The organism is Flavobacterium sp. ENC (genome assembly GCF_020991415.1).
Classification (GTDB): Bacteria; Bacteroidota; Bacteroidia; order Flavobacteriales; family Flavobacteriaceae; genus Flavobacterium.
The window spans coordinates 503,286-523,300 of the sequence record NZ_JAJMOY010000003.1; the positions used below are offsets into that span (position 1 = coordinate 503,286).

Here is a 20,015-nt window from a genome sequence, read left to right on the forward strand (position 1 = left end):
AACAGAAAAAAAATGAAAGCAGCTGTAATTAGAAGTGCCGGAGGGGCAGAAAACTTTTTTATGGAAGAATTTCCGGTACCCACTCCATTGGAAGGTCAGGTACTTATTAAGGTCAAAGCGTTTGGACTCAACCGTTCCGAACTCATGACGCGAAAAGGATTATCACCTGATGTGCATTTTCCGAGAGTTCTGGGAATTGAATGTGTCGGTGAAGTAGCACATGATCCTTCGGGTACGTTGGCAAAGGGACAAAAGGTCGCAGCCTTTATGGGAGGAATGGGACGTGATTTCGATGGAAGTTATGCCGAATACACCCTGGTTCCGCGCGCTATTGTCATGCCTTTTGAAAGTACACTTTCCTGGGAAATCCTGGGTGCCCTGCCTGAAATGTTCCAGACAGCATACGGATCGCTTCATCGGGCTCTTAAAATAAAATCGGGAGAAACATTGTTAATCCGCGGCGGTACATCATCAGTAGGTTTACTGGCTTTGCAGCTGGCAAAGGAAGCGGGGCTTTTTGTGATTTCAACCACACGAAATGAAGCGAAAAGAGAGTTACTGGTCGCTAACGGAGCCGATGAAGTTCTCATTGACAACGGCAGCTTAGCAGAAATAATCAAAAATCAAAGTCAGTTTAAAATTGATAAAGTACTGGAACTTGTAGGGACCACCACCTTACAGGATTCTCTTAAAACGGTAGTGAGTGGCGGCAGTGTCTGCATGACCGGGATACTCTCCGAGCAATGGTCAATTGCCGAATTTGCTCCAATGAATTATATTCCTGCCACAGTTAACCTGACGGTTTATGACAGTGGTGAAATTCGAATTGAAGGAAAATATTTTCAGAAATTTGTTAAGGATATCGAAAAAGGATTTTTAAAACCAGCTATAAAACGTATCTTTAATCTGAACGAAATCGTTGCTGCACATCATCTTATGGAAAGCAGTTCGGGAGGGGGCAAAATTGTAGTTCTGCCTTAAATGAATTTCTAAAAAACAAATTTTTATGATATTGCAATCTTATACTACCAAATCTACTCACATACCTACACAGGACAATCCCACAGATCAGTTTCGTTCTGATGTACTGCAAGGCCTGCAAAGCACACCCAAAAAACTGCACTCTAAATATTTTTACGATAAAAAAGGCGATGCTCTTTTTCAACAGATCATGGCAATGCCCGAATATTATCTGACGAATTGTGAAATGGATATATTCCAAAATAAAACTTCAGCGCTTGCCGGGATCATTTTGCAAACGGATGAAGCCTTTGACCTCATAGAGCTTGGGGCGGGTGACGGAACCAAGTCGGCTTTTTTGCTAAAATATCTTTTAGATCAGAAAGCTGATTTTAATTATATGCCAATTGACATATCGGCCAACATATTGTCTGTTTTACAGGATAAGCTAAAGTCAGATCTTCCTGAGCTGAATATTACTTGTTTGGAAGGGGAATATTTTAAGATGCTGGAAAAGGCGGCAGCATTATCTTCAAAAAGAAAAGTAGTTCTTTTTCTGGGAAGCAATATCGGGAATATGGAGAAGGACGAAGCGCTTTCCTTTTGTCGGGGCCTTAACAGTTATCTGTCCCCGGGCGATATTGTCCTGATGGGATTTGACCTGAAAAAAAATCCACAGGTCATATTGGATGCCTATAATGACAAAGCGGGAATTACCGCAGCATTCAATCTGAATCTGCTGACCCGGATTAACAGCGAACTTAATGCTGATTTCAATGTCGAAAAGTTTGAGCATTACCAGACGTACGATCCTTTAAGCGGTGCCTGCAGAAGCTATTTAATCAGCCTCGAAAATCAGCGTGTCAACGTTGACGGCCAGTCTGTTAATTTCGAAAAAGATGAGCTGATAGCTATGGAACTTTCACAGAAATATTCGCTGAAGGAAAGCGAAGAACTGGCCAACAGTTCCGGTTTTGAAACAATAAATCATATTATGGACTCCAAAGCGTGGTTTACAGACGTGGCCTGGCTGGCAGTTTAACATTTAAAGATAAAAGTATGCAGGTACAGGAATCAACAGGCAGGAATCAAAATATAATAGAAAAATACAATACCATCAGGCTGCATTCCGAGCACATCTGTAAACCTTTAGAAATAGAGGATTATGTGGTGCAGCCCATTGTAGATGTTAGCCCCCCAAAATGGCATTTGGGACATACGACCTGGTTTTTCGAGACCTTTATTCTTAAACCGAATGATAAGGCGTATACCGTTTTTAATGATCAGTACGATTTCGTTTTTAACAGCTATTACGAAAGCGTGGGTGCGCGCGTTTTACGAACCGACCGCGGTAATTTAAGCCGTCCTTCCGTAACCGATGTCTATCGCTATCGGGCGTATGTAGACCAGCACATGAAAGCTTTTCTGGAAAACAATGTTCTTTCGGAAGCGTTAGCCGAATTGCTGCAGCTCGGACTTAATCATGAGCAGCAGCATCAGGAACTATTATACAGTGACATTAAATATATCTTAGGACATAATCCGCTTTTTCCGGCTTATCGTACTGATGCGGTTTCTGACCCCAGAAGCATTCAGAATAATGAATTTGTAAAGGTCGAATCCGGCATTTATGAAATTGGGTATCAGGGTGAAGATTTCTGTTTTGATAATGAACTGGGGCGGCATAAGGTTTATCTGGAAGATTTTGAAATTGCAAAATATCCCGTGACCAATGCGCACTATCTTGAATTCATTGCAGACGGAGGGTATACCGATTTTAAATACTGGCATTCTGAAGGCTGGGAATGGGTAAAGGAAAACGCTGCTAAATCACCCCTTTATTGGCATTACATCGATCAAAAGTGGATGAATTATACTTTTGCCGGTTTAAAAGAAATAGATTTGAACGAGCCCGTGTGCCATGTTAATTTTTACGAAGCCTCAGCATTTGCGTCATGGAAAGGGCTGCGTCTGCCTACTGAAGCAGAATGGGAGGCCGCTTCACCACATTTAAACTGGGGACAACGCTGGGAGTGGACAGACAGTGCCTATCTGCCCTATCCGGGTTTTACCAAAGCGCCCGGAGCAATAGGGGAATACAATGGAAAGTTTATGGTAAGCCAGATGGTTTTGCGTGGTGCTTCTGTGGCAACACCCGAGGGACACAGCCGGGCTACGTATCGTAATTTTTTTCATCCCCGCCATCAGTGGCAGTTTATGGGCATTCGTTTGGCAAAATAATGTATAGCAGGAAAAACAGATGATTAGTATAGAGGGAGTTTCCAAAACTTTTGGTTCGGGCAAAGCGGTAGATACGATTTCGTTTCAGGCCAATGATAAAGAAATTCTGGTACTGTTAGGCACCAGCGGCTGTGGCAAGACCACTACGCTCAAAATGATTAACCGCCTTATCGAGCCCGATAGCGGAAATATCTTTATTGACGGCAAAAACATAAAGGACCAGAAGCCCGAAGCACTTCGTAAAACCATTGGTTTTGTGATGCAGCACGCAGGGCTTTTTCCACATTATACCGTAGCACAGAATATTGCTATTGTACCTAATCTCTTAAAATGGGAAAAGCAGCGAACAGAAAAAAGAACGTCTGAACTCTTAGAAAAACTGCATCTTTCGGAAGACCTTTTAAAAGTTTTTCCACATGAACTAAGCGGCGGACAGCAACAGCGTATTGGTGTGGCCAGAGCCCTTATTGCCGATACTCCGGTTCTTTTAATGGACGAGCCTTTTGGCGCTTTGGATACGATTACAAAGTCGGCCATACATCATGAGTTTAAGAATCTTGATGAACTCAAAAACAAAACAACTATTTTAGTGACCCATGATGTAGTGGAAGCTTTTGAACTCGGACATCGTATTGGTTTGATGGACAAAGGGAAGATTGTTCAGATGGGTTCACCGGACCAAATATTATATCAGCCCGCCAATAATTTTGTCAAAGATTTTTTTGCAGGCAATCGTCTGATGCTGGAGTATAAAATTGCTTCCGTAAACCGGGTAGCGCCTTTTCTGAAAAAGCCATTAAAAACGCAGGAACTGGTCAAAGATACCAATGTGTGGGAAGCGCTTCAGATTTTTAGTGCCGATCCTGCTTTTAACGAAGATTACGAAGAACTTTTGCAGGCCTTTAACCAATACAGAAAACTTCAAACCATATGACACAGGAGCAAAGTCTTTGGCAATTTATGATGGCCCAGCATGAAAAATTGCTGGTGCAGATCGGACAACATCTTGGCCTTACTTTTTTATCATTACTTCTGGCAATTGCAGTCGGAATTCCACTCGGAGTTTTAATTTCCCGAAGAAGAAGCTTATCGGCCCCGGTGTTAGGTACGGCAGGTATTCTGCAAACCGTTCCGAGTATTGCGCTTTTGGGTTTTATGATACCGCTTTTCGGTATTGGTGCCACACCGGCGATAATTGCACTGCTTATTTATGCGTTGCTTCCCATTATACGAAACACTTTTGCCGGAATTACAGGAGTAAGTCCCGTAGTTACAGAAGCTGCAACGGCACTTGGAATGAATAAAACCCAGCGTTTGTTTAAAGTCGAATTTCCATTGGCCCTTCCCGTTATTATAGCCGGTATTCGAACCGCTGCGGTAATCAATGTCGGCGTGGCCACTCTGGCTTCTTTTGTGGCAGCGGGCGGACTTGGGGAATTTATTTTCGGAGGGATCTCTCTTAACAATACCAATATGATTCTGGCAGGTGCTATTCCGGCGGCATTGCTGGCTGTTCTGTTAGATTTAATTATTGGCTATTTGCAGAAGGCGTCATTAAAAACACTTCGGAAATTCCTTTATATTGTTGGCGGTATTGTGGTGGCAACTGGTCTTTATTTTATATTTTCGGCCCAGCCGGAACGCAGGATAATAGCTGGGTTTACACCGGAATTTATGGGGCGCCAGGATGGGGATTTGGGACTCAGATCGGTCTACGGACTACAATTGAACCCGCTGGTGGTCTCTGATGCTATTATGTACGAAGCGGCGTATCAGGGAAAACTGGATCTGATTAGCGGTTATTCTACCGACGGAAGAATTAAAGCCTTTGACCTGGTCGTTTTAGAAGATGATAAAACCATTTTTCCGCCTTATTATGCCGCTCCCATACTCAAAACCCGAACACTGGAAAAATTTCCGGGACTCGAAAAAACACTGAATCTTCTGGCGGGCAAGATCAACGACAGCCTTATGACCGGACTTAATTATAAAACAGAACTTTTAAAACAGACCCCGGAAAAAGTAGCTAAAGATTTTTTAGTCCGTCAGGGTTTATATAAAAAAGCAAATCAGGGTACGGGAGAAACGATTCGGATTGGTTCAAAAATTTTTGGCGAACAATATATTTTAGCAGAAATGTACCGAATGCTGATTGAAGGCTACACCAATTATAAAGTAGAAACCAAAACAGGACTGGGCGGAACAAAAATATGTTTTGATGCCCTGATGAATGATGCCATTGATTTTTATCCGGAATATACCGGTACCGGATTATTAGTTTTGCTAAAACCCGATGCACAGACCATTGCCGAAGTCTCCAAAGACAGCAGAAAAACCTATAATTATGTGCAGAAGGAATTTCAGAAACAATACCAGTTGCAATGGCTCAGTCCCATCGGATTTAATAATGCTTATGCCCTGATGATGAGAAGGACGCAGGCGAAGGAACTCCGTATAAAAACGATTTCGCAGCTTAGTGCCTATTGTTCCGGAAAATAAGTTTTAAATAAAAACAACCTGTCATGAAATACAATTTTGATGAAATAGTACCACGTAACGGCAGCGGCTCGATTAAATGGGATGCGGCCCCGTTTGGCGAAGTGCTCCCCATGTGGATTGCAGATATGGATTTTAAATCAGCACCCCCAATTTTAAGTGCTTTGCAAAACAGGGTCGATCATGGCATTTTTGGCTATACGGCAATACCGGAAGCATTTTATACAGCGGTACTGGGATGGTGGAAAAAAAGATACGGTTTTACGCTCGAAAAAGAATGGCTGGTACCGGTTTCAGGAGTCATACCGGCATTATCTGCAGCCATACAATCGCTATCAAAAACAGGTGATAAAGTGATGCTGCAATCGCCCGTATATAATCATTTTTACAGCAGTATAGAAAACAGCGGCCGTATCGTTATCGAGAATAATTTACGGTATCAAAATGGTGAATATACAATTGATCTGGAAGACCTGGCCCGAAAAGCAGCTGATCCCAAAGTAAAGCTTTTGATTCTCAGTAATCCGCATAATCCTGTGGGGCGGGTCTGGAAAAGAGAAGAATTACAGGCGGTCGGGGATATTGGTCTGCAGCACAATGTGATCATTATTTCAGATGAGATTCATGCCGATCTGGTTTTTCAGGGACACATTCACATTCCTTTTGCATCATTGGGAGAAAAGTACAGCCGCAATGCTGTTACCCTTAGCTCGCCCACCAAGAGTTTTAATTTGGCGGGATTACAAGTGGGTTATTTTTTTACGCAAAACGAGCAGTTACGAAAAGCAATTCAATCGTCTTTTCAGCTGATGGGCATAGAATTACTCAATATATTTGGCATCACGGCACTGATAGCGGCCTATGAGGAATCAGAGCAATGGCTTGATGCCTTAAAAGAATATCTTCAGGATAATTATCTTTTTCTCCACGAATTTATAAGTTTGCATCTGCCCCAGATCAAGGTCACACCTTTAGAAGGTACCTATTTGGTCTGGCTGGACTGTACCGCATTGCACAAAACTGCAGATGCACTATCGCATTCCCTTTTGGAAGAACAAAAGCTTTGGATAAATTCGGGCACTATGTACGGAAATTCCGGGGAGGGATTCCTGCGGATCAACATTGCTACTCCAAAAGCACAGTTGCAAACAGGACTGGAGCGACTGTTAAAAGGACTGTCTTAGAGCTTCCGGTACGAAGCAAGTGAACATCAAAAAAAAGGCAGCCCATTATTTAGGCTGCCTCTCTTTATAATAATAAACCGTCGGTCTTTTATTTTTTTCCTGCCGTTACATCAATACCAATCTCAATATCTTTACTGATCATCCATTCTGCCGGATCAGCTTCAGAAGCTCCAAACTTAATATCCCAGTCGGTACGGTTAACCGTAAATTTAGCCTGTACTGTTGCAATGCCGTCTGCTACGGTAACTTTTGCAGGGAAAGTAACATTCACCGCTTTACCTTTAAGGGTAAGATTACCGCTTACTGTTTTGTTGGCACCTGCTACAGCATCTTTTGCCGGAGTGGCTAAATTTGTAACGCTTGTAATTTTAAAGTCAGCTGTTGGATTTTTCTCCACATCAAAAAAGTCAGCGCTTTTTAAGTGTGCTTCCAGTTCTGAATATTTTTTATCTTTTTCAGTAACCGATGCCGGATCCACTTTAATAGACGTCATGTCGATTACAAAATCACCTGCTGTCAGTTCGTTAGCTTCAACAGAAACTTCACCTGATTTAATGGCAAGTGTTCCCCAGCGAGGAGCAAACCCTCCTTTGTGAAATGCTTTCCAGTCTACTTTTGAAGTTTCGAGGTTTACCGCCAGTACTTCTCCCTTTTTTTCGGCAACCTGTTGTTCTTCGCCTGTTGTTGTTTCGTTAGCGGTTTTTTTTCCACATGCCGTTAAAAATAAAGTAACAGCGACCAAAGTCAATACACTACATTTTTTCATTTGTTTACGTTTAAAGATTTGTTAATGATTAAGTCTTGTTTAATGCAAAATTCATGGACTAAAAAAAGACAGGATTATGGTAATCGGAAATTTAGTGATAATTTCAGGAAAATCGGATAACCCTTCCAGGAGACTTATTGAGGAGCCTGGTAAGAGCGTATCCGGAGATATGCCTTTAGTATCAGCTTAACTAATTTATTAATGTTAATAAAGATGCGAATTTCTTTATAAATATCAAAATAATTAAAACGCAAAAACCGTAAACCATTATTTTTTTGGTTTTAGAAGCCAGTAATGTCAGGCGTGTTATATTTTCTGTCTGAATAAGGAATGCTGTTACGCTTTTTAATGCGGCTCCTATTTCTTACTTTTACTATTTAAATACTACTATGGACATTAATGCAGCATTGGCCGGTAAAGATGCCCCGACAGCACAATTGATTCGCTTTTTCAGCGGATATTTTGCCCTGAATCAAAAGGAATGTGATGAGGTGATCCGGCTCTTTTCACAACGGAATATCAGGCGCAGGGGATATCTCCTGCAGGAAGGTGATGTCTGCGGCCATTATTTTTTCATTGTTTCGGGCTGTTTTAAAATGTTTGCGGTTGATCCTTCCGGAAAAGAACACAACCTGCAATTTGCTGCAGAAAACGAGTGGATAAGTGATCTTCAGAGTTTTTATGAGCAGGAGCCAAGCCATATGCATATAGAAGCGATTGAACCTTCGGTTGTGCTGCAGATAAAGCGTGAAGACCTTTTGTACTTATTTGTAAATTATCATAAGTTCGACCGCAATTTCAGGATTATCACCGAACGGAAGTATATCAATTTTCAAAACCGCATCCTGCAAAACATTAGTGCCACGGCAGAGGAACGTTACCTTAGTTTCACAAAACAGTTCCCTGCCTTAATAAACCGAATCCCCAATACCCAGATTGCTTCGTATTTGGGCATTACCCCGGAGTTCCTGAGCAAAATCCGTAAAAAAATAGCGTCCGGTCAATAATTGCCCTTTTACTGCATAGGATAATAACTGTTTTACAGGGTGATACAGTATTTTTTCTGCAATTTACAAATTTGTTATTTTAATAAATCTTTTCTCATTTTACTATTTTTAAAACCCTATATTTGTTAGTGAAATTTACAAATTTATACCACATGCAAAACAACTTTTTAGGGGGCTTAAAAGAGCACGAAAATAGATTACTAACAATATGGTCGCAACTTCTTATCGAAAGCGGATCTGATGATGGTGCAGTTGAAGAAGAAGAATCTAAGGAATTTGCTTCCCTCTTTTTAAGTGCACTGGCAACGCTAAACGGAAGATTTCAGGATTCCCAGGAATTTGAAAAGGTTGAAGATCTTATTGTCGGTATTTCAACTTCAAGAGGAAAACGAGGCTTTTCACCAAGAGAGAATGCACAATACCTTACGACTTTCAAACAGGCATCTTCGCAAATTCTTTCGGAACTGATCACGGATTCTGAAAATTTGTATAAGGCTAATTTAGAGCTGAATGCCATTATAGATAATATGACTATCATGACTTTCGAAGCCTTCATGAGAGGAAGGGAAGATATCATATCAAGACAGGTAGATGAAATTAGCGAAATCTCAACTCCGGTGATCACCGTATGGGAGGGTATCGTTGCATTGCCAATTATCGGGACACTTGACAGTTCCAGAACACAGATTGTAATGGAGAACCTGCTTCAGCAGATTGTTGATACGGGAAGTTCTATTGCTATTCTCGATATTTCAGGTGTTCCTGCAGTAGACTCTCTTGTAGCGCAGCATCTTATAAAAACGGTTAGTGCAACACGTTTAATGGGGGCCGAATGTATCATTAGCGGTATCCGTCCGGAAATTGCACAGACAGTAGTACATTTAGGAATAGATCTTACCGGTATTATTACCAAAGCATCACTGGCAAGTGCACTTAAAACAGCATTTGATATGTTGCAGCTAACTGTTGTTAAAAGAAAATTAGTTTAAGATTTAATAATTGATATGGAGAGAATTCCTATACTAAAAATGGGCGATTTTCTGCTTGTTACCATACAAGTAGATTTGTACGACCAACTGGCAGAAAATCTTGAATCGGATTTAATTAACACCATAAGTAAACATAGCTCAAAAGGCGTGTTAATTGATATTTCGGCTGTTTCTATAATCGATTCCTTTATGGGGCGGATTTTAGGAAATATTGCGGTCATGTCTAAAATAATGGATGCGCAGACTGTCGTTGTAGGAATGCAGCCGGCCGTAGCGATTACACTTGTTGAACTTGGATTGTCCTTAAACGGAGTTATAAGTGCCCTGAATGTTGAAAAAGGCATGGATCTACTGCGCTCAAAAATGCATACTAGCGATAATGAAGAGCAGGAATATGACGACGATAACGAATAGTAAAGAAGAAGCTTTAATTATAAGAGAACAAGATGTGGTGCCCTTACGCAACCGTGTAAAAGAGTATGGTGTAAAAATTGGGATGAGCATTCTGAATCAAACCAAATTAATTACGGCCACAAGCGAACTTGTTCGTAATCTCCTTAAATATGGCGGAGGCGGAAAAGTCATCATTGAATCGGTTAGTAATGGCCGTGATAATGGTGTACGGGTCACTTTTATCGATAATGGTCCCGGAATAGCCGATGTGTCATTGGCTATGAAAGACGGGTACAGCACCGGGAAAAGCTTAGGTTTAGGACTACCCGGTACCAAAAGACTCGTGAATGAATTTGATATTAAAACAGAACTGGGCAACGGTACCACCGTTACTATAATAAAATGGAAAAATGGATAATACGTTTTCCAGTTATAAAATTGACGATCGCAGTCTGATTGCTTTTATAAAAAGAGAAATACACAACCTGGCACTTCACATAGGATTTACACCCCACCGCGCTGCTGAAACCGATATTATAGTTGCAGAATTAACCTCCAATCTTATTAAATATGCCAAGGGAGGGGAGCTGCTATACAGAGCTACTCTGGAAGAAAAACATAATGTAATCGAAATTTATTGTCTGGATAAAGGTGTAGGGTTCGAAAATCTTGCCAAAATAATGAATGACGGCTATTCGTCATCCAATACCCTGGGACACGGATTGGGCTCTATCAAAAGACTGAGTACTGATTTTCAGATTTATTCCATGAAAAACTGGGGATGTGTGCAGTACATCAAAATTGCCGAAAGATCTGATTTGCCTTTGCCTCCTTTACAAAACGGTTTAAATTATGCCGCAATTGCGGTAAACTACCCGGGCGAAAAGTTCTGCGGGGACGGCTATCATATTAAGTCATCCAAAAAAGGTTTCCAAATATTTTTAGGGGACGGTTTAGGTCATGGTGAAAATGCAAATGAAGCTGTACAATTAGCCATTAAAGCCTTTAAGCAGTCCATAGAAACAGAACCTTCTGAAATTCTAAGGGATATCCATACAGCAGTAAAAAAGAGCAGGGGTCTTGTGGGAACAATCGCCACTGTCGATTATAAATCAGATGTATGGAGTATATGCGGAATTGGCAATATCAGTACCCGTATTTATGATGGACTGGAAAATAAAACCTACACACCTTATAACGGAATTATCGGACACAATATTCCCCGTACCCTGAACAATACTATTGTACCTTACAAAAAACATCAGATTATTGTCATGCACAGCGATGGATTGCGCACCAGATGGAACCTGAACGAAATGGCGTCAATAGTAAAACAACAGTCGGGTGTAATTGCATCCGCTATTTTTAAGGAAAATATCAGAGGAACTGATGATGCCTCTATTCTTGTAGGCAAAATAATCTAAGCACCATGAAAGAGATCATAAAAATAAATCTTGATAACGAAATGGACCTGATTCTTGCCCACAAGCGCTGCATGAAAATTGCCGAAATGTGCGGGATGCCCTCTTCTTTTCAGACAAGGTTTTCTACAGCGGTATCCGAAATTGCCAGATGTTCGATTGCGAAGGGGAAAGATTCAGTGCTGGTGATTGGCATTCATATTACAAAAGCAACTCAAAAGGAAATCCTGGCCATCATTACAGACAGTATTGATTTGAAAAGTTGTAATCCGGAAGCATTTAACTACGCTTCAAAAATTTCCGGCAATATTGAATACAGTTTTAAAGGAAATCAGTCAACTACCCGAATAAGTCAGCAGGTACTGTCGCCCGGACTGCTGTCGGAAACGAAAATAAAATCGCTGATTGATTATTTTAAGTTTGAGCCGCCTTTATCTCCGTATGATGAGATTAGAAAGAAAAATATTGAACTAATAGCGCTTTCAGAAAAATTAATTGAAAGCGAAAACAGATACCGAAAATTAGCGAACACAATCCCGATTTTGATTTGTGAGGTCAGTGATCGTAATAAAATATTATTGTATAACGAATCATTACTGTATTATTTAAAAGTACCTCCACCAACTTTTGAAAGAAAAAATTTGACGACTTTTATTCATCCTGAGGACATTGAAGTAATTTTAGCAGGCTGGGATAAAGCAAAATCAAACCAATCTTCTTTTTCGGGTGAAATCAGGCTTAATAATAGCGGGACTTACATCTGGCACCTTGTGACCATGATTCCGAATAAATCAGAAGATGGATCCTTTAACAGCTGGCTGATTTATTTTATCGATATTAATGCCCAAAAAGTGGTGGTGGAGACCCTAAAGGATAATACGGAACTAAAAGTGATCCAGCGCGAATTGGAAAGTGCCAACTCCAAATTGGTTTTTAAAAATAAGGAGTTAGAGCAGTTTGCCTACATTGCGAGTCACGATCTTCAGGAACCGCTGCGCAAGATTATGATTATGATTTCCCGTGCCAGCGAAAATTTATCGGAAGAACAGAAAAAGGATTATTATTTTGACCGGATTGCATTGTCGGCAACGCGCTTATCAGATTTAATTACTGACGTTCTTAATTATTCAAGGATAGATAATAACAAACATTTTTTTGAAGAAGTAGACCTTAATGATATTATTGCTGAAATTTTAGGTGATTTAAGCATGATCATCGAAGAGAAAAATGCGATCATTAACATAGAACCCTTACCGCAGGTTTTAGGGCTAAATACGCAGCTGCGTCAATTGTTTTATAATCTTGTAAACAACTCGTTTAAATTTAATACTTCAGTACCCTCAGTAACCATTTCGGCTACTCTTATGCCGGAAGACAACAATGCATTGGCTTTGTCAGGCGATTACCACATTATCTCTATTGCTGATAATGGTATTGGTATTGAAAGTCAATATTCAAACCGCATTTTCAATATGTTCCAGCGTCTTCATGAAAGAGACCAATATGGCGGCAACGGAATAGGTCTCGCCCTGTGCCAGCGTATTATCGAAAACCATAACGGGATTATTAATTTTACAAGCACACCCGGTGAAGGCACTATTTTTTGGATATACCTGCGAAAACAGCAGTAGTGATATTCAGCGATAGTAAACCCGTTTATAAAGTTCTGGAATTTACGGCCGGAATTTTATCGACAAATGAAGAAATCACTTTTTTTGATACAATTCCGTTTTCTTGTAGCTCATATAGCTGCTAAGCCTGTCTTTAGTTCAATAAATTCAGGCCTTTCTGCCTATTCTAAAATTAGGGTTTCCAATAGGGAAGCTCTAACATTGCAATCCAAAAAAAACTTTTTAAAATACTAGTATTTCTCTGGTAGTATTATCAAACAACTCTTCCTGCTATTTAGATTAACGGATTATAGCAATCCGCTTTATTTTTCTTTAATTTTTAAAATTGAATTATAAATAAAAAAATGATACGAAATTTCATTACTTGCCGCAAGACAAGTTTTGCAGGTTTTATTCGCACTTTCTTTGCATAGTATTAAACAAATCATATTATGCAAAACGAAAAAAACAACACACAGCAGGAATTAAATTCCTCATTATCTAAGAGTAAAAATACTATTGTCATTGTCCATGGAGCATGGTCATCTGCAAATGACTGGCATCATGTTGCCGGCTATCTTACAGCAGAAGACATTAACCTTATCACAGTAAATCTTCCGGGTCATGGTACTGATCAGACCCCTGTATCGAACATTAGTTTACAGCTTTATGTATATGAAGTTTTAAAAGCGATTGGAGATGCAACAGCTGTTACCCTTGTTGGTCACAGTTTTGGTGGAATAGTAGTAAGTGAAGTAGCAGAGTTAATTGCTCCGCAGATAAAAAAACTAATTTACATTGCCGCCTTTGTTCCTAAAAATGGAGACAGCTTATTATCACTGGCACAAACGGACTCAGAGAGTCATATTGGTAAAAGTCTTATTGTAGATGAGCTGGCGGGAGTAGCCCGTATAACGAAAGAGGCAATTACAGACGTTTTTTTAGCAGATGCCCCAAAACCGGTGGCAGAATATGTAACTAATAATCTGAGACCAGAACCTTCAGCCCCGTTATCTACTGCGGTCACCTTATCTGAGGCTAATTTCGGTAACATTAATAAGGTATATGTTCACAGTCTTAATGACCATACAATAGGCTATTCACTTCAGCAAAAAATGGTAAAAGAGGCAGGAATTTTAAGAACTTATTCGCTTCCTTCCAGCCACACACCATTTATAGTATTTCCTCAAATACTATCCGCAATTTTAACGCTTGAAGCTAAATAAAACACATCTCACAATATAAATAACTCTTTAATTAGTACAATCATGAAAAAATTAAAATTAATTCAACTTCTCGTTGTGGCCTGTATCTTCATCTTATCATCCTGTTCAAGTGACGATAAACAGCCCGAAAACCTAAAAAATTATGTCCTTGTTCACGGAGCATGGCAGGCTCCTTATGCATGGCAGACCGTAAAAGCTAAGCTTGAAAAACAGGGTAATAAAGTAATTGTTGTGGAGTTACCGGGTCATGGCAATGATAAAACTTCTCCAGGCACAATAACGCTGGATGTTTATAAACAAAAGGTAATTGATGCACTCTCCACAATAGATGGAAAAGTGATCTTAGTAGGCCATAGTCTTGGCGGCATGATCATTTCATCGGTGGCGGAAGCGGTGCCTGCGAAAATTGAAAAACTGGTTTACGTGGCTGCTTATTTACCAGAGTCAGGTCAGAATTTAGATCAGTTGTCACATATGGATCCAGATTCTCAGCTTGGAATCAAGGGTAATCTAATTTTTAATGATAATGGTACTGTAGATGTAAAACAAGATCAGATCGTTAATCTGTTTATTCAGGACGGCAGTCCGGAAATTCAAAACCTCGTAGTAAAGAATTATCGAACAGAGCCATTAACTCCGTTTATTAATCCTGTAGTACTTACGGAGCAAAATTTTGGATCAGTTAAAAAAGCATACATCAAAACGTTACAGGATCATGTTGTGTCGCCTTACCTGCAAAATAAAATGATCGAAACCGGTAAAGTCAAATCTGTATACGAGATCAATACAGGACATAGTCCATTCCTTTCACAGCCCGACGAATTGTCATCGATATTGACAAAAATAGCAAACAACTAAATAGTAACAAGTAACAAATATACATCATGAAAAATTCAATTTTAGCACTGGCAATACTATTGCTTACCACGGTTACAGCTTTATCCCAAACGAATAAAGCGCAAAATACAAGTACAATCGTAATCATCCACGGTGCATGGTCATCGTCAAACGATTGGCAGCACGTTTCAGAAGATCTGACTGCTGGTGGCAATTCGGTTATTTCCGTTAACCTCCCCGGGCACGGAACCGATAATACCGCAATCTCAGTCATTAGCTTAAAGCTGTATGTGGACGAAGTTAAAAAAGCCATTGGAGACAAACAAAATATTGTACTGGTTGGGCACAGCTTTGGCGGAATTGTAGCAAGCCAGGTTGCAGAAGAGATTGCGCCTCAGATAAAAAAGATCATTTACATCGCGGCATACGTTCCGAAAAATGGAGAAAGCCTGTTGTCTCTTGCAAAAACGGATGCAGAGAGCCATGTTGGTAAAAACCTTATTGTAGAAGAAAAAGCGGGGATTGCAACTATAAAAAAAGAAGGTATTGCCGATGTTTTTCTAGCCGATGCTCCTGCCAAGGTAGCCGAATACGTAAGCAATAATTTAAAACCGGAACCATTAGCTCCCTTAGCTACTCCGGTAACTTTGACTGAAGGCAAATTTGGAAAAATAGATAAAGTGTTTGTTTACAGCCTAAATGACCATACAATAGGTTATTCACTTCAGCAAAAAATGGCGAAAGATGCCGGTATACAAAGACTATATGCGCTGCCGTCAAGCCATACACCTTTTATCATGTTCCCGCATATTTTGGCTCAAATCATAGATTTGGAAGCAAAATAAGTAAAGTTCAGTACTAAATAAAAAAACAGCATAGGGTAAGGATCATTGCAATGAATACTAATACTGCATGGAATTTTCACAACGATACAATGGTTCTTACTTTAAATCATTAAATAGAAATTAAAAGAAATGGAAACGAAAGAAAATATTTTCACATCAGAAGAATTTACCCATAAGACAGCACCAACAAAAAAGATAAACGTAAACGGAAGCGATTTTACCTACCGCTCTTTCGGTAAGAAAGAAGGCATACCGGTTATATTTTTACAACATTTTACTGGCAATATGGATAATTGGGATCCTGAAGTTACAAATGCAATTGCCAGTAAATATCCGGTAATACTGTTTAACAATAAAGGAGTGGGCAGTTCTGAAGGGGCTACTCCGGATAATGTACCGGCAATGGCACAAGATGCTGTCGATTTTATCCGCGCCTTAGGATACAATAAAGTTAACCTTTTAGGTTTCTCACTTGGCGGTTTCATCGGACAACAAATAGCCGCAGACTATCCGGAACTGGTACATAAGCTTATATTGGCCGGTACAGGATCTATAGGCGGAAAAGCGATCGCACAATTAGAATCACATTTGGAAAAAGCTTTTGTTGACGGACCTGACAGAGTATTAATTAATCTTTTTTTCAGCAAAACGCCAGGCAGTATCAAAGCTGGTGAAGCTTTTTTAGAAAGATTGGCAGAAAGAAAACTAGACAGGGATTTACCAACCAGTCAGGATACAATTGAAAGTCAGGCCAGAGCCATAATAGGCTACGGTTTAGCTACAGATGAAGGCAACAAACAGCTAAGGTCTATTAAGCAGCCCGTACTTATTGTGAATGGGAGTGACGATACTATGGTCGATTCGATCAATTCGTACATAATGCTTCAGCACATTCCAGACGCAAAATTGGTACTTTGGAGTGATTCAGGCCATGGGGGAATTTTTCAGTATGCAGGAGATTTTGCTCAGGAAGCAAACGCATTTTTACTGAATTAAGATCAAAGTACAACGCTGTAATTATAGGAATTTATCAATTGAAAAACCGATTGTCGACTGTTGGCAGAAGTAATTTTTTTTCTATTTGAATAACAAAAAACTTACAAATGTTTTAGATGATCATACACCAATGGCCGGTAATCGTTTTTTTTAACTGATTTAGAATTGTGTTTTACCTAATTATTACGAATTGATTAATTTTGACATATAACGGTCTTAAGAAACTATTGCTTATACTATTAATAACAAAATAAATGGACAAACAGGGACTAAAAAATTACATTATAAAAAATTTGCCATTTCCAGATCAGACTTTAGATCATGTGGTAGAATATTTTGAAGAGATTACGATTTCAAAAGACGAGTTTTTTCTTAAGGAAGGAAAAATAAATGAGCACTATTTCTTTTTGCAGAGCGGTTTTATGAGAGCGTTTACCTATGACAACAATGGAAATGAAATAACGACCAATTTTTATCAAAAAGACAGTGTGGTATTCGAAGTTTCATCATTTTATTTAAAAACCAAATCAACTGAGAATATTCAGGCGGTTACAGATTGCAGGGGGTATGCCATCAGCTATGAACAATTAAATTTATTGTTACATGATATTCCTGAATTTAGGGCGTATGGGGTAAAAATGCTGGCAAGAGAATATGTATTGTATAAGAAAAGAACATTAGACCTGATTAATCTTAGTGGTGAAGCCCGGTATGAGAATCTTATCACGACCAATAAAGAAGTATTTCAGTTTGCCCAGCTCAAACAAATCGCTTCTTATCTAAATGTTACGGATACTTCATTAAGCCGGATTAGAAGGGAGTTTTTAAAAAATAAACCTGATTTTTAGTACTCACTTCAAATAAATAATTGTCAAATGCCGAATGCCGCCAGATTCTTTTTAGTTACGGTCTTTTCTTTCTTTTCCATATTCCTTTTTAGTCAGGAAAATACAGTAAAGGCTAACGAACAGCTTTTCTTCAGTACAAAACACACCATTGCTATTAAGGGAAAACCTATACGTTTCACTGCAATTGCAGATGAAATATACCTTAAAAACGATGACAATAAAATTATAGCCAGTGTATTTAGTTTTTCCTATATCAGGAAAAGTAAAAATAACGAAGTCAGGCCTGTTGTTTTTGTCTTCAATGGTGGCCCGGGATCATCCTCCATCTGGCTGCATCTGAGCAGTATTGCACCTTGGAAAGTAAAACTGACTCCGGAAATTAATTCCTCTAACATACCTCCGTTTGGGTTAGAAGATAATGCCAACTGTTTGCTTGATGTAGCAGATCTGGTATTTATCGACCCTGTGGGTACAGGTTTCAGTCGTATCATTTCTCCGGGTACTCCGCAGGATTTTTACGGAGTAGATCAGGATGCTGAATCGATGGCGCAATTTATAGAAAAGTGGTTAATTAAAAACAATAGGTGGAATTCGCCCAAATTTCTTATCGGGGAAAGTTACGGAAGCCAACGCGTTTCAGTTCTTCCCAGAGCACTTATGGGCGGGGTAATGTATGCTGGTGTAATGAGGGGCATCACACTAAATGGAATTATTATGTTGGGAACCACTCTCGAATCGCCTTTAAAAAAGATAACAGCTGATGCCAAATTAGAAAGAGCAGCTTCATTACTGCCAACATTAGCAAAAACAGCCTGGTACTATAATAAAATAGACAAAACCTTATATTCTTACGAGGAATTTCAAAAAGAAATTGCAGTATTTGCAGCAAAAGACTATTTCAATGCACTTGTATTGGAGCACCAGCAAAAACTTTCGGTAACGGAAAGGAATGGTATCATTGACAAACTTTGCAGATACACAGGACTCGCGGCAGATTTTTTTTCGTCGACACTTGAAATAGATCCAAAAATTTTTGCAGACCGCCTTCTGGCTAAGGAAAATCTGCAGATTGGACTATATGATACAAGATACACCCTTCCGCTTGAACATTCCGGGAATGATCCGGTTGCCGACGATCCGTCAATGGCAAGGTATGTTCCCGGATTTACTGCGGCATTTAGAGAGATGCTCGCTTCAAAATTAAAGATTAACATTCAGGATCCGTATAAAACGATTGACTGGAAAAACATTTCGTTTCAATGGCAGTGGTCGCGAAAAGAGACCAAAGAAGGCCCTGATTTTACAGACGACTTAAATGTGGTCTTACGCAGAACTCCAAATCTAAAAGTATTTATAGCGGCAGGAAGTTATGATTTGTCCACCCCGGCAGGCTATGCAAGAAATACGACCGAAAAAGCGCATTTTTCTGCAGACAGAGTCATTTTTAAAGAGTATGAATCAGGTCATATGTTATATTTGGGCAGCACAGGAAAATTATTTAGTGACGATTTACGATTGTTTATCTTAAGTAGTTCTACAGGGAAAGCAACAGAACCTTCGCAACCCATGAAGATGCTTAAAAAATAATAATACGCCAATTGTTTTAAACTACATTTCGAATCATTAATCAGGCTCTTCAATTTTTAAAAAGCGATTCCAAATTGAAAACCTGCAGTAAAAGTGGCAGGATGATCGTTACCAAAACGCAGCGGAAGCGGCACCGCTACAAAATAGCTGCAGCTCTTGTTCTTGATTATCGTTTTATTCAGTACAGGGGTTACACCATACCTGCCGCCTGACTCAAAGGCAGCCCTTCCGGCGAAGGTATAACCATTGCCCAACGCCACCAGGATCCCGGGATGAAAGAGTATATTGGTTACTTTGCTTGTCCCCACATCATCTTTTATATTAGGGACAATTTCAAATGAAAACCCTATTTTTTCATTTTTCCAGATGTTTATACCCGTAGGAAAACCAACGGCATAATAATCCCTGAAATTTACATTTGTTTCGTCTTTGCTTACCGTCACAATAGGATGTAGTATTCCAAAATATCCTGTGATTTTTGGATAGGTTGTCTGGGAAAATGAGGTCAGGTTTGCTAATAATGCCGTAAATAGAATAGAATATCGGAGTAACATCGTTTTGTTTTTTAATTAGGAAACAAAACTACTACTATCATAGTGCTGCAAATAG

General features: G+C 39.6%; 20 protein-coding genes. 18 read left to right on the forward strand and 2 right to left on the reverse strand.

Annotated elements, in window-relative coordinates; translation table 11 throughout:
* The first annotated feature begins 12 nt into the window (after positions 1 to 12).
* From LPB89_RS10955 to LPB89_RS10980, 6 genes are read left to right on the forward strand one after another with little or no spacing between them, the layout of a single operon-like run.
* Positions 13 to 981, forward strand: a complete 969-nt coding sequence (locus LPB89_RS10955) for a zinc-binding alcohol dehydrogenase family protein (protein ID WP_230701790.1) — start codon at positions 13 to 15, stop codon at positions 979 to 981.
* 25 nt (positions 982 to 1,006) lie between these two features.
* Positions 1,007 to 2,002 carry an L-histidine N(alpha)-methyltransferase gene (egtD, locus tag LPB89_RS10960; RefSeq protein WP_230701791.1) on the forward strand — a complete coding sequence of 332 codons (996 nt, stop codon included), beginning with the start codon at positions 1,007 to 1,009 and terminating at the stop codon, positions 2,000 to 2,002.
* A gap of 17 nt (positions 2,003 to 2,019) precedes the next feature.
* A complete protein-coding gene (egtB, locus tag LPB89_RS10965) occupies positions 2,020 to 3,201 on the forward strand; it encodes an ergothioneine biosynthesis protein EgtB (RefSeq protein WP_230701793.1) in 1,182 nt (393 codons plus the stop codon).
* A gap of 19 nt (positions 3,202 to 3,220) precedes the next feature.
* Entirely contained in the window at positions 3,221 to 4,135 is a 915-nt protein-coding gene (locus LPB89_RS10970; protein WP_230701794.1) for an ABC transporter ATP-binding protein, read from the forward strand.
* Positions 4,132 to 5,700 (forward strand): ABC transporter permease/substrate-binding protein, encoded by a 1,569-nt coding sequence (locus tag LPB89_RS10975; protein ID WP_230701795.1) that lies wholly within the window; start codon positions 4,132 to 4,134, stop codon positions 5,698 to 5,700. Before LPB89_RS10970 ends, LPB89_RS10975 begins: the two co-directional genes overlap by 4 nt.
* 23 nt (positions 5,701 to 5,723) lie before the next feature.
* Complete coding sequence (locus LPB89_RS10980) at positions 5,724 to 6,881, forward strand: MalY/PatB family protein (RefSeq protein WP_230701796.1); 1,158 nt, start codon at positions 5,724 to 5,726, stop codon at positions 6,879 to 6,881.
* An 88-nt stretch (positions 6,882 to 6,969) separates the two neighbouring features.
* Here LPB89_RS10980 and LPB89_RS10985 read toward each other — a convergent pair whose 3' ends face one another.
* Positions 6,970 to 7,647, reverse strand: coding sequence for a YceI family protein (locus tag LPB89_RS10985; protein WP_230701797.1), 678 nt, complete (start codon positions 7,645 to 7,647; stop codon positions 6,970 to 6,972).
* Positions 7,648 to 8,036: 389 nt separating this feature from the next.
* Between LPB89_RS10985 and LPB89_RS10990 the strand changes: the two genes are divergently transcribed.
* The 12 genes from LPB89_RS10990 (at position 8,037) to LPB89_RS11045 (ending at position 19,406) form a co-directional block, all read left to right on the forward strand.
* Positions 8,037 to 8,654, forward strand: coding sequence for a Crp/Fnr family transcriptional regulator (locus LPB89_RS10990; protein WP_230701798.1), 618 nt, complete (start codon positions 8,037 to 8,039; stop codon positions 8,652 to 8,654).
* 152 nt (positions 8,655 to 8,806) lie between these two features.
* Positions 8,807 to 9,643 (forward strand): STAS domain-containing protein, encoded by an 837-nt coding sequence (locus tag LPB89_RS10995; RefSeq protein ID WP_230701799.1) that lies wholly within the window; start codon positions 8,807 to 8,809, stop codon positions 9,641 to 9,643.
* Between the two features lie 15 nt (positions 9,644 to 9,658).
* Positions 9,659 to 10,057, forward strand: coding sequence for an STAS domain-containing protein (locus LPB89_RS11000; RefSeq protein ID WP_230701801.1), 399 nt, complete (start codon positions 9,659 to 9,661; stop codon positions 10,055 to 10,057).
* Positions 10,038 to 10,454 (forward strand): anti-sigma regulatory factor, encoded by a 417-nt coding sequence (locus LPB89_RS11005; protein ID WP_230701802.1) that lies wholly within the window; start codon positions 10,038 to 10,040, stop codon positions 10,452 to 10,454. Before LPB89_RS11000 ends, LPB89_RS11005 begins: the two co-directional genes overlap by 20 nt.
* Positions 10,447 to 11,460 carry an ATP-binding protein gene (locus LPB89_RS11010; protein ID WP_230701803.1) on the forward strand — a complete coding sequence of 338 codons (1,014 nt, stop codon included), beginning with the start codon at positions 10,447 to 10,449 and terminating at the stop codon, positions 11,458 to 11,460. The genes LPB89_RS11005 and LPB89_RS11010 overlap by 8 nt, the downstream gene beginning before the upstream one ends.
* 5 nt (positions 11,461 to 11,465) lie before the next feature.
* Positions 11,466 to 13,088 carry an ATP-binding protein gene (locus LPB89_RS11015; protein ID WP_230701804.1) on the forward strand — a complete coding sequence of 541 codons (1,623 nt, stop codon included), beginning with the start codon at positions 11,466 to 11,468 and terminating at the stop codon, positions 13,086 to 13,088.
* Between the two features lie 431 nt (positions 13,089 to 13,519).
* Positions 13,520 to 14,293: an alpha/beta hydrolase gene (locus tag LPB89_RS11020; protein WP_230701806.1), complete on the forward strand. Its 774-nt coding sequence runs from the start codon at positions 13,520 to 13,522 to the stop codon at positions 14,291 to 14,293.
* Between the two features lie 42 nt (positions 14,294 to 14,335).
* Positions 14,336 to 15,151: an alpha/beta fold hydrolase gene (locus tag LPB89_RS11025; RefSeq protein ID WP_230701807.1), complete on the forward strand. Its 816-nt coding sequence runs from the start codon at positions 14,336 to 14,338 to the stop codon at positions 15,149 to 15,151.
* A 26-nt stretch (positions 15,152 to 15,177) separates the two neighbouring features.
* On the forward strand, positions 15,178 to 15,975 hold the full coding sequence (locus LPB89_RS11030) for an alpha/beta fold hydrolase (protein WP_230701808.1): 798 nt from the start codon (positions 15,178 to 15,180) through the stop codon (positions 15,973 to 15,975).
* 129 nt (positions 15,976 to 16,104) lie between these two features.
* Positions 16,105 to 16,971 (forward strand): alpha/beta fold hydrolase, encoded by an 867-nt coding sequence (locus LPB89_RS11035; protein ID WP_230701810.1) that lies wholly within the window; start codon positions 16,105 to 16,107, stop codon positions 16,969 to 16,971.
* Between the two features lie 254 nt (positions 16,972 to 17,225).
* Entirely contained in the window at positions 17,226 to 17,819 is a 594-nt protein-coding gene (locus LPB89_RS11040) for a Crp/Fnr family transcriptional regulator (protein ID WP_230701811.1), read from the forward strand.
* Positions 17,820 to 17,846: 27 nt separating this feature from the next.
* A complete protein-coding gene (locus tag LPB89_RS11045; protein ID WP_230701813.1) occupies positions 17,847 to 19,406 on the forward strand; it encodes a S10 family peptidase in 1,560 nt (519 codons plus the stop codon).
* A 56-nt stretch (positions 19,407 to 19,462) separates the two neighbouring features.
* Here LPB89_RS11045 and LPB89_RS11050 read toward each other — a convergent pair whose 3' ends face one another.
* Positions 19,463 to 19,960: a hypothetical protein gene (locus LPB89_RS11050; RefSeq protein WP_230701815.1), complete on the reverse strand. Its 498-nt coding sequence runs from the start codon at positions 19,958 to 19,960 to the stop codon at positions 19,463 to 19,465.
* Positions 19,961 to 20,015 lie beyond the last annotated feature (55 nt).